Source organism: Streptomyces sp. BE20 (assembly GCF_036322525.1).
Taxonomy (GTDB): Bacteria; Actinomycetota; Actinomycetes; order Streptomycetales; family Streptomycetaceae; genus Kitasatospora.
In genome coordinates, this window is sequence record NZ_JAQYWW010001010.1 from 1 (window position 1) to 310 (window position 310).

Genomic DNA, 310 nt, shown 5'->3' on the forward strand with positions numbered 1-310 from the left:
CCGGCTGCCGCGCAGCCCGGCCGGCTCGAGACCGGCGCGCTCGACGGACTCCCAGCAGGACTCCAGCAGCAGCCGCAGCAGCGGGTACATGGCCAGCGCAACGCGCGGCGATAACCCGAAGAAGCCGGCGTCGAACTCGTCCGCCGGGTGGAGGAATACGCCCCTGCGGGTGTACCATGTGCCGGTGTGGTCCGGGTCAGGGTGGTACAGCCCCGCGACGTCCCAGCCGCGGTGGTCCGGCCAGTCGCCGATGGCGTCCTCACCGCGCTCGACCAGCTCCCACAGCCGCTCGGGCGAGTCCACCCCGCCC

General features: G+C 73.5%; 1 protein-coding gene. It reads right to left on the reverse strand.

Annotated features, from left to right (window positions below):
- The coding region (locus PUR61_RS26265) for a beta-ketoacyl synthase N-terminal-like domain-containing protein (protein ID WP_329881877.1) at nucleotides 1–310 on the reverse strand (310 nt) is incomplete at both ends.